Below are 8,367 nucleotides of genomic sequence, written 5' to 3' on the forward strand. Positions count from 1 at the left end.
GTCCATGGTTTCCAATTCCAGCGCGCGCGCGGTGAGCAGGACGCCGCGCTGCCGGCGATAGGTCTGCTTGTTGATTAGGCTAGCTGACAGATTCGAATCGAGGATCGCGAGCGCGCCGCTCCAGTCGCCGCGCGCGCAGCGGAAGCCGAGCACGGCCTGCGAGGCCCAGGTCGAGGACGGCGACAGCTTGATGGCTTCCTCGGCGATCATCACGGCGCCGACCGCATCGTCGGCGCGCTGCGCCTCGATGAAGAGGCCGCGCAGGCCGAGCAGCCGCGTGTCCTCACGCTCGGCCATGGCGCGGAAGACGCGCTGCGCTTCATCGCGATTGCCTTCGAGCTGCGCCGACTGCGCGTGCAAGAGCAGCGCGAGCGGATCGTTCGGCGCATGCCGCCGCGCCGCTTCCGCATGCCGACGGGCGAGCGCGGTGTCGCCATGACCGATCGCGAGCAGGCCGTGGGTGATGGCGTGGCGACCGCGGGCATGGCGCTTCTCATGACGACGGCGGCGCAAACGCCCCGGCGTGCGCCAGATCATGGTCAGGATGCTCCAGACCAGCACGATCGCGGCTGCGAAGATGCCGAGCCCGAGCACGAACCCGGGAAACGTCGTCGTGGCACGAAGACCGCCCCAGGTCAGGACCAAATCGCCGGGCTGATCGGCAACCCAGGCTCCGCCGGCCGCCGCCAGTGCGATCAGAATGAGAAAGAGGACGATGCGAAGCATGACGATCCCTATACGCGCTGATTGTTGCGCGAACCTTATTGAGCAGGCTTGACCGGATCAGATTTGGCGAGATCCGCCATGGCATCGTCGGCGAATTTGCGGGACGCGGCGAGCGCGGCGTCGCGAGCATCGGCCTTGTCGAGCCAGACTTGCGCCGCGGCGCGATCGGCCTCCGGCAGCGACTTCAGCTCGCGACGTGCCTCCGCGAAATCGTTGCGTAGCGCCGCCGCGGTGACACGCGTCACGATCGCACCGCGATCATTGCCGACGCCGTCGGTGCGTTCAATGCGGACGAGCTTCGACGCGCCCGCCTGGAGGCGCTCGACGATACCGCTGCCGCCGGCCGGGGTTTCCGCCGGCGGCGACAATTTCGGCACGATGTTGAGAAGCTCGCGGCTCAGCGCGACCGGCGTCGGGATGCCTGACGATGCAAAAGTGTCGAGCGGCTTCAGCGTGTCGGGCTTGGCCGCCAGTGACCGCGCCGCGGCCAATTGCTGTTGATAGGGATCGCCATGACGAACGGCGACGTCGAGCAAGGCCGCCGCCACCACATGGCGCAGCGGCTTGTCGTCCATCGTCTTGGCGTCGGCGATCTTCTCGCCTTGCTGCGCGAGTTCGGCCTGTTCGGTCCTGCCGGCGCGCTCGAGCTGCGCGATGCGGTCGTTGAGGGCTGCAAGATCGGGCGCGGCAGCGCTTGGAGCGGACTTCACGTCGTTCAGTGCACTCGCCGCCTTGTCGGATTGTGCGCGCAGATTGGCGATGTCGCTGCGCAGGCTACTGACGGACTTGTCCAGCGCGTCGATCCGGGCCGCCATCGCCGGGTCGGCGACGGGCTTGCCGGCCTTGGCTTCGACCGCGGCAACGCGGCCGCTCAGCGCATCGACGGTCGCGCTCGTGACTTGCGGTGCGGCAGGCGGCGCCTGCACCGCGGGCCAGCCCAGCATCCAGCCGACCGCGATCACGACTGCCGCTGCGACAGCGCCGGAGAGCGGAGCAACAACCCAGGGCGAAATCGGCGGAGAGACGGGCGCGGATGCAACAGCGGCCGGCGCCTCATCGCGCTCCGGCTCAGCATCCGCCGGCTCGGACTTGACCTGCTCGGATTGTGCCGGCTCGGTCTCGGCGCGCTCCGGCGCCGCCTGAGCCTCGGGCTCGCCCGCCGCCTGCTGCGGCTGGGTCGAGACTTCGGTCGCCTCGAGGTCGATGGTGGGCGGGGTGCGCTTGGCACGACCGCTGTCGGGGGCCAATCCTGCGTCTTCAGGCTTGTCATCGACCATCGTGACGGTTCCTCACATCCATACCTTGCACAGATCCTTCGGATCCGATTGCGTCGGATTCGGCCCGACCTCTTACGCCAAACGGGTGCGCAAAGCACGCTCCAAGGTGTCGAATAGGGCATTTTCGTCCGGCGTCGCCGCCACCAGAACCTGCGACGCGCCGGCTTCGCGCAGCACGCCCGCAACTGTCTCGGACAGGCAGCACTGCGGTATAGCCAGCGCCGAGATTTCGACACCTTCATCCCGCGCCGCGTCCAGGAACGCCCGCGCGCTGCGCCGGGAATAGTGCAGCACCGCCTCGATCCCATGGGCGGCAAAGCCGTCGCAAACTTCGCGCGGCAGCAACTTGACCGGAGCCATGCGATAAGTGGTCTGCGTGACCACATTGAATCCTTCGGCGCCGAGCTCGCTGCCTAGGTCACGCGACAGATCGGCACCCGCCAGGTAAAGCAGCGTGCTCTTTTTCTTCAGCACCTTGTCGCGTGCACTCTGCACCACCTTGTCGCGCAAGGCCGCCGCATCGCCACCGGCGACGATCACCTCGGCAAAGCCGGCATTGCGTGCCGCAGTAGCCGTGTGCTCGCCGACCGCAAACAGCGGCAGCTTCAACAAACCAAGGTCCCGCAATTGCTGCGCGACGCCACGGACCGCATTGGCCGATGTGACGATGACGCCGTTATAGTTCGTCTCGCTCTCGTCATGAAAGGCGACAGGCTCGAACTTGAGCACCGGGGCAAGCAGCACCACATGCCCCCGCGCGCGCAAACTCTCCGCCGTCGCCTCATTGTCGGGATGCGGTCGTGTGACAAGAATGGACATCGCTGGTGTTCCCGAACCACGTGGCGGTGGCGCATTTACGAGGACCGGCCGTGCGTGACGATTGCGCAAGCCAGCCCCGGAATGCTACCGGACGTACCAGAACTCTGCTTTACGGATGAGCGCAAGGGCGCAAATTGGATAACAATTCGCCAATGCTGGTATTGGGCATCGAAACCACCTGCGACGAAACTGCCGCGGCCGTGATCGAGCGCACGGCCGACGGCAGCGGCAAGATCCTGTCCAACATCGTGCGGTCGCAGGTCGAGGAGCACGCCCGCTTCGGCGGCGTGGTGCCGGAGATCGCCGCCCGCGCCCATGTCGATCTGCTCGACGGCATCATCGACCGCGCCATGAGCGAGGCAGGCGTCGGCTTCGCCCAACTGGGCGGTGTCGCGGCCGCCGCGGGGCCGGGGCTGATCGGCGGCGTCATCGTCGGGCTCACCACCGCCAAGGCGATCGCGATGGTGCACGACACTCCGCTGATCGCGGTGAACCATCTGGAGGCGCATGCGCTGACACCGCGTCTCACCGACGGGATCGAATTCCCCTATTGCCTGTTCCTCGCCTCGGGCGGACATACCCAGATCGTCGCCGTCACTGGCGTCGGCCAGTATGTGCGGCTCGGCACCACGGTCGACGACGCCATTGGCGAGGCCTTCGACAAGGTCGCGAAGATGCTGGGCCTGCCCTATCCCGGCGGTCCGCAGGTCGAGCGTGCGGCAGCAAGCGGCGATGCGATGCGCTTCGCCTTCCCGCGCCCGATGCAGGGGCGCCCCGATGCCAATTTCTCGCTGTCGGGCTTGAAGACGGCAGTCCGCAACGAAGCGAGCCGAATCGCCGAGCTTACGCCGCAGGACATCAGCGATCTCTGCGCGAGTTTTCAAGCCGCCGTGCTGGATTCGACGGCGGACCGGTTGAGCGTCGGTCTCAAACTTTTCCGCGAGCAGTTCGGCGCGCCACGCGCACTCGTGGCCGCCGGCGGCGTTGCCGCCAATCAGGCCATCCGCGGCGCCCTGCACGATGTCGCGCAGCAGGCCGGGACCCAGCTGATCATGCCGCCGCCCGCGCTCTGCACCGACAACGGCGCGATGATCGCCTGGGCCGGCGCCGAACGCCTCGCGCTTGGCATGACCGACACGATGGAAGCGCAGCCCCGCGCACGCTGGCTGCTCGACGCCAACGCGACGGCACCGGCGGGTTACGGCAACACGCGGGCGGGATTCTAGTAATGACCGCGTTCGACTCCGTCACCGTGATCGGAGCAGGCGCCTGGGGCACGGCGCTGGCAATCGTGGCGGCGCGGGCAGGACGGAACGTAACGCTGTGGGCGCGCAATGCCGAACATGCGACGCGCATCGCTTCGACGCGCGACAATCCGCGGCTGCCCGGCGTGCGGATCGCTCCGGAGATCGTCGTGACGAGCGATCTGGCGCTCGCCGCGCGCGCCGACATGCTGCTGATCGCAACGCCCGCGCAGCGCCTGCGCGGCGCGATCAACCTGCTGGCCTCGCACATCGCAAGGCCGGTACCCGTCGTCGCCTGCGCCAAGGGCATCGAGCACGGCACCCACAAATTCATGACCGATGTGATCGCCGAAGCCGCACCGGGCGCGCAGCCCGCGATCCTGTCTGGCCCGAGCTTCGCCGACGATGTCGCGCGCGGCCTGCCGACCGCGGTGACGCTGGCCGCGAAGGAAGAAGCGCTGGCCAGCAGCCTGGTGCAGGCGCTGGGCTCGCCGACATTCCGTCCCTATCATTCCACCGATATCCGCGGCGTCGAGATCGGCGGCGCGGCCAAGAACGTGCTGGCGATCGCGGTCGGCATTGCGGTCGGACGCAAGCTCGGCGCCTCGGCTCAGGCCGCGCTGACGACCCGCGGCTTTGCCGAGCTGACGCGGCTCGGCCGCGCGCTTGGTGCGCGCAGCGAGACGCTTACCGGCCTGTCCGGGCTCGGCGATCTCATTCTGACCTGTTCGAGCCCGCAATCACGCAATTTCGCACTTGGCCTCGCGCTGGGCCGCGGTGAGAACCCGCCCGCAGGCAAGCTTGCCGAGGGCGAATCCACCGCGCCGGTGCTGATCGAGCTTGCGGCTTCGCAAAACATCGAGATGCCGGTATCAGAAGCGGTCGCTTCGATCCTGAGCGGCCGGAGCACGATTGACGCCGCGATCTCGGGGCTGTTGACGCGCCCCTTCAAGGCAGAGGAATGAACATGGCGTACTGGCTGGTGAAATCCGAACCCTCGGTGTGGTCCTGGGACCAGCAGGTGGCGAAGGGCGCCAAGGGCGAGGCCTGGACCGGCGTGCGCAACTTCACCGCACGCCAGAACCTCGTTGCCATGAAGAAGGGCGACAAGGCGTTCTTCTATCATTCCAACGAGGGCAAGGAGATCGTCGGCATCGCGGAGATCATCAAGGAGGCCTATCCGGACCCGACCGATAAGACGGAGAAATTCGTCTGCGTCGACATCAAGGCCGACAAGCCGCTGAAGACACCGGTGACGATGGCCGCCATCAAGGCCGAGAAGAAGCTCGCAGACATGGCGCTGGTGAAATATTCGCGTCTGTCGGTGCAGCCGGTGACGGCGGAGGAGTGGAAACTCGTCTGCAAGATGGGTGGGATCTAGTTGTAGGTGCTAGCCCGGATGAGCGAAGCGATATCCGGGAGCACTGCAACTCGCATATCGCTGCGCTCATGCGGGCTACGACGTCCGCCCCTACGCCTCCGGCAGCGCAAAAACCTCGCAAGGCGCGGCAATGCCGCGGAGCGAATGCGATCCGAGCGCGATGAGAGGCGTATCCGTCTCTGCGGCAAGCGCGCCCGACACGAGCACGGTCCGCCCCAACGGCTTGCATAACCCTTCGAGCCGGCTGGCGAGATTGACGGCGGGACCGATCGCCGTGAAATCGAGCCGGTTGGCAGCGCCGATATTGCCCCAAAGCATCTCGCCGAGATGGAGCGCGGCGCCGAACGCGAGCGGCGGCAAGCCCTGGCCGCGGCGCTCCGCGTTGAGATACACCATCCCGGCTTCGGCCGCGCCTGCCGCGCGCAGAGCGGCATCGCAGACGCGGCGGGGCGATGCCTCGATCACGGGAAAGATCGCGAGCACGCCGTCGCCGATGAATTTCAGCACCTCGCCACCGAAGGCGTGAACGGCGCCGGCGATCCGGTCGAACCATGCATCGAGCGCCGCGATGACATCGGCCGGCGGACTGGCCTCCGACAAGCTGGTGAAGCTGCGCAAATCGGCATAGAGCAGCGCGGCCTGAATGGTCTCGCCGAGATCGCGTCGCAGCGGCGCCGCCAGCACCCGCTCCGCACTGCGCTTGCCCAGATAGGCGTCCAGCGTCGCCCGCAGCGTGGCACGCGCGGCGAGCACGGCGAGCGGCGTCGCGGCAAAACGTGCGGCTTGGCGCAACTGCTCGATTTCATCTGCGGTGAACGGACGCGACCCGATCCAGCCGAGCAACGGCCCATCGGGCCGGCCGACCACGTCTTCGTGCACCTCACCGCCGGCGATGTCGCGCAGCCAGCGGCGGCCGGCATCGTTGGGCGGGTCCGGCGCCAGCCCGCCCGGCGCAAAGCCGAGCGCTTCGATCACCCGGCCACTGTCGGCGCGCCACAACCAGGTCCGCTTCGCGATCAGCGGGTGCGGCACCTCCAGCGTCAGGGCGCCAGCCGCAAGCGGCACGCCATCAGCGACCAGATGGGCGCCGAGTTCCGCAAGCAGGCGGTCCGCCCCAGGACTGTCTGAGGCGGCGTCGACTAGCCAGGCGAGCGTCGGAGAGAGCTGCATGGCTCGATCATGCCGACGGCACGCCGTCTTTGTCACGGGCAATCCTTGACGGGCCGCTCTGGCGCCGCCATGTCCCAGTGTCAGCCCAGGGATGAGCGCCGATGGCCGAACCGTTCATAGTGCAACGCGAGACCCAGATCGCCGCCCCGCGGGCGACTGTTTTCGCGTATCTGACCGACCCCGAGAAGATTTTGAGCTGGATGGGTTCCGACGCGAGCACGGAGCCGCATCCCGGCGGGCTCTATCTGCTGAAAGGTGTCGGCCCGCGCGGCGGCGTCGCCCGCGGCGCCTTCCGCGAGGTCGTGCCGGTGCATCGTCTCGCCTACACGTTCGGCTGGGAGGGCGGCCAGGAGGTGCCGCCCGGCTCGAGCCTGATCGAGATCGACCTGATTGAGCACGACGGCGGCACTTTGATGCGGATGACCCATAGCGGGCTGCCGACGGAAGAGCAGGCGGCCGCGCATGCAAAGGGCTGGGCGCATTATCTGGAACGACTCACGATCGCAGCGGCTGGCAACGATCCCGGTCCGGATAAGGGTGTTTCAGACAAGACGTAGCGGACGTGCAGCTCTTGTAGGGTGGGCAAAGCGAAGCGTGCCCACCACTCAAGACGAAGATTAGGATTGGATGGTGGGCACGGCGCTTCGCGCCTTTGCCCACCCTACGGGAGCGCGACGCTAAACCGCCGCGGTCGCCACCACCTGGGCCAGAAGCTGCTCGCGCCTCGCCTGCGAGCGCTGACCCTTCATGGTCGCGGCGAAGCGTTCGAGGATGCCGTCCTCGAAGGCGGTGACGATGGTGTCGTGGACGTAGCTCCTGCGGCAGATCGCCGGCGTGTTGGAGAGCTGATCGGCGGCGGCGCGGATCGCGTCCAGTACCTGCTTCTTGCGGCCGCGATGGCTGGTCGCAGGCGTGATCCGCGACAGCGATTCCACCACGACGGCAGACGCCATCAGCGTGCGAAAATCCTTCAGCGAGATCTTGATGCCGGCGATCTCGCGCAAGAACGCATTCACCTGCGTGGTATTGACCGCGCGCACGATGCCGTAGGCGTCGCGATACTGGAACATGCGCTTGCCGGGGACGCCCCGCAAAATGCCGATGGCGCGCACCAGCTTGGCGGCGTCGCACTCTTTCCGCACCGCCTTGCCCCCCTTCGCCTTGAAGGTCAGCACGAAGCAATCATCTTCCAGCGTGACGTTGGACTTGAGCAGCGTGGTGGCGCCGCGGGTGCCGTTGAGGCGGGCATAGGATTCGTTGCCGGGGCGGATCGCGGTGCGGGCGATCAGTTCGATGACGGCCGAGAGCGCGAATTCACGCGTCGGCTCGTCGCCCGACAGGAACGCCGAGACCTTGCGCCGGATTTTTGGCAGCGCGCCGACGAGCTTCTCCAGGCGATGCGCCTTGCGATGCTCGCGGACCTTCTCCCAGTCGGCGTGATAGCGGTATTGCAGCCGGCCCGCGGCATCGCGTCCCACGGCCTGGAGATGCGAGCTCGGATCGGCGGAGTAGCGCACCTCGCGATAGGCCGGCGGCACCGCCATGGCGTGCAGCCGGCGGATGGTGCGGGCGTCGCGAATATGTGCACCGTTCGGGCGGACGAAGGAATAGCCCTTGCCGCGCTTGATGCGACGGATGGTCAGCTCGTTCTGGTCGCCGAGGCGCAGGCCCAGTCCCTTGGCGAGCGCCTCGACCGTCGCCGCCGACGTCGTGTCGAAGGTCCTTTTGGGGCTGAGACGCCTGAAACCGG

At 67.4% G+C, this 8,367-nt stretch carries 9 protein-coding genes; 4 read left to right on the forward strand and 5 right to left on the reverse strand.

Translation table 11 applies throughout. The features are described 5' to 3' along the window. The 3 genes from CWO91_RS40430 to CWO91_RS40440 form a co-directional block, all read right to left on the reverse strand. Positions 1–726: heme biosynthesis HemY N-terminal domain-containing protein (locus CWO91_RS40430; RefSeq protein ID WP_283811082.1), on the reverse strand; the 726-nt coding region annotated here is incomplete at its 3' end. A gap of 35 nt (positions 727–761) precedes the next feature. Further along, positions 762–2,003: a COG4223 family protein gene (locus CWO91_RS40435; RefSeq protein ID WP_130220909.1), complete on the reverse strand. Its 1,242-nt coding sequence runs from the start codon at positions 2,001–2,003 to the stop codon at positions 762–764. Between the two features lie 72 nt (positions 2,004–2,075). Beyond that, positions 2,076–2,822, reverse strand: a complete 747-nt coding sequence (locus tag CWO91_RS40440) for a uroporphyrinogen-III synthase (RefSeq protein ID WP_130220915.1) — start codon at positions 2,820–2,822, stop codon at positions 2,076–2,078. 152 nt (positions 2,823–2,974) lie between these two features. On the opposite strand from CWO91_RS40440, the gene tsaD reads away from it, so the two are divergent. From tsaD to CWO91_RS40455, 3 genes are read left to right on the forward strand one after another with little or no spacing between them, the layout of a single operon-like run. After that, positions 2,975–4,048, forward strand: coding sequence for a tRNA (adenosine(37)-N6)-threonylcarbamoyltransferase complex transferase subunit TsaD (gene tsaD, locus CWO91_RS40445; protein ID WP_130220910.1), 1,074 nt, complete (start codon positions 2,975–2,977; stop codon positions 4,046–4,048). Between the two features lie 2 nt (positions 4,049–4,050). Next, positions 4,051–5,031, forward strand: coding sequence for an NAD(P)H-dependent glycerol-3-phosphate dehydrogenase (locus tag CWO91_RS40450; RefSeq protein ID WP_130220911.1), 981 nt, complete (start codon positions 4,051–4,053; stop codon positions 5,029–5,031). Positions 5,032–5,033: 2 nt separating this feature from the next. Further along, entirely contained in the window at positions 5,034–5,447 is a 414-nt protein-coding gene (locus tag CWO91_RS40455) for an EVE domain-containing protein (RefSeq protein ID WP_091882779.1), read from the forward strand. Between the two features lie 90 nt (positions 5,448–5,537). Here CWO91_RS40455 and CWO91_RS40460 read toward each other — a convergent pair whose 3' ends face one another. Beyond that, on the reverse strand, positions 5,538–6,617 hold the full coding sequence (locus tag CWO91_RS40460) for an adenylate/guanylate cyclase domain-containing protein (protein WP_165406047.1): 1,080 nt from the start codon (positions 6,615–6,617) through the stop codon (positions 5,538–5,540). A 101-nt stretch (positions 6,618–6,718) separates the two neighbouring features. On the opposite strand from CWO91_RS40460, the gene CWO91_RS40465 reads away from it, so the two are divergent. Beyond that, positions 6,719–7,174: an SRPBCC family protein gene (locus tag CWO91_RS40465; RefSeq protein WP_130220913.1), complete on the forward strand. Its 456-nt coding sequence runs from the start codon at positions 6,719–6,721 to the stop codon at positions 7,172–7,174. 120 nt (positions 7,175–7,294) lie between these two features. Here the strand turns inward: CWO91_RS40465 and CWO91_RS40470 are convergent. Then, the coding region (locus CWO91_RS40470) for a DNA topoisomerase IB (RefSeq protein ID WP_130220914.1) at positions 7,295–8,367 on the reverse strand (1,073 nt) is incomplete at its 5' end.

Origin of the sequence: Bradyrhizobium genosp. SA-3 (assembly GCF_004212635.1) — a bacterium.
In the GTDB taxonomy this organism is placed as follows: Bacteria; Pseudomonadota; Alphaproteobacteria; order Rhizobiales; family Xanthobacteraceae; genus Bradyrhizobium.

Bases quoted from the DNA above. Each gene is read 5' to 3' on its own strand.
- CWO91_RS40435 (WP_130220909.1), bottom strand. From the start codon at position 2,003: ATGGTCGATGACAAGCCTGAAGACGCAGGATTGGCCCCCGACAGCGGT.
- CWO91_RS40440 (WP_130220915.1), bottom strand. From the start codon at position 2,822: ATGTCCATTCTTGTCACACGACCGCATCCCGACAATGAGGCGACGGCG.
- tsaD (WP_130220910.1), top strand. From the start codon at position 2,975: ATGCTGGTATTGGGCATCGAAACCACCTGCGACGAAACTGCCGCGGCC.
- CWO91_RS40450 (WP_130220911.1), top strand. From the start codon at position 4,051: ATGACCGCGTTCGACTCCGTCACCGTGATCGGAGCAGGCGCCTGGGGC.
- CWO91_RS40455 (WP_091882779.1), top strand. From the start codon at position 5,034: ATGGCGTACTGGCTGGTGAAATCCGAACCCTCGGTGTGGTCCTGGGAC.
- CWO91_RS40460 (WP_165406047.1), bottom strand. From the start codon at position 6,617: ATGCAGCTCTCTCCGACGCTCGCCTGGCTAGTCGACGCCGCCTCAGAC.
- CWO91_RS40465 (WP_130220913.1), top strand. From the start codon at position 6,719: ATGGCCGAACCGTTCATAGTGCAACGCGAGACCCAGATCGCCGCCCCG.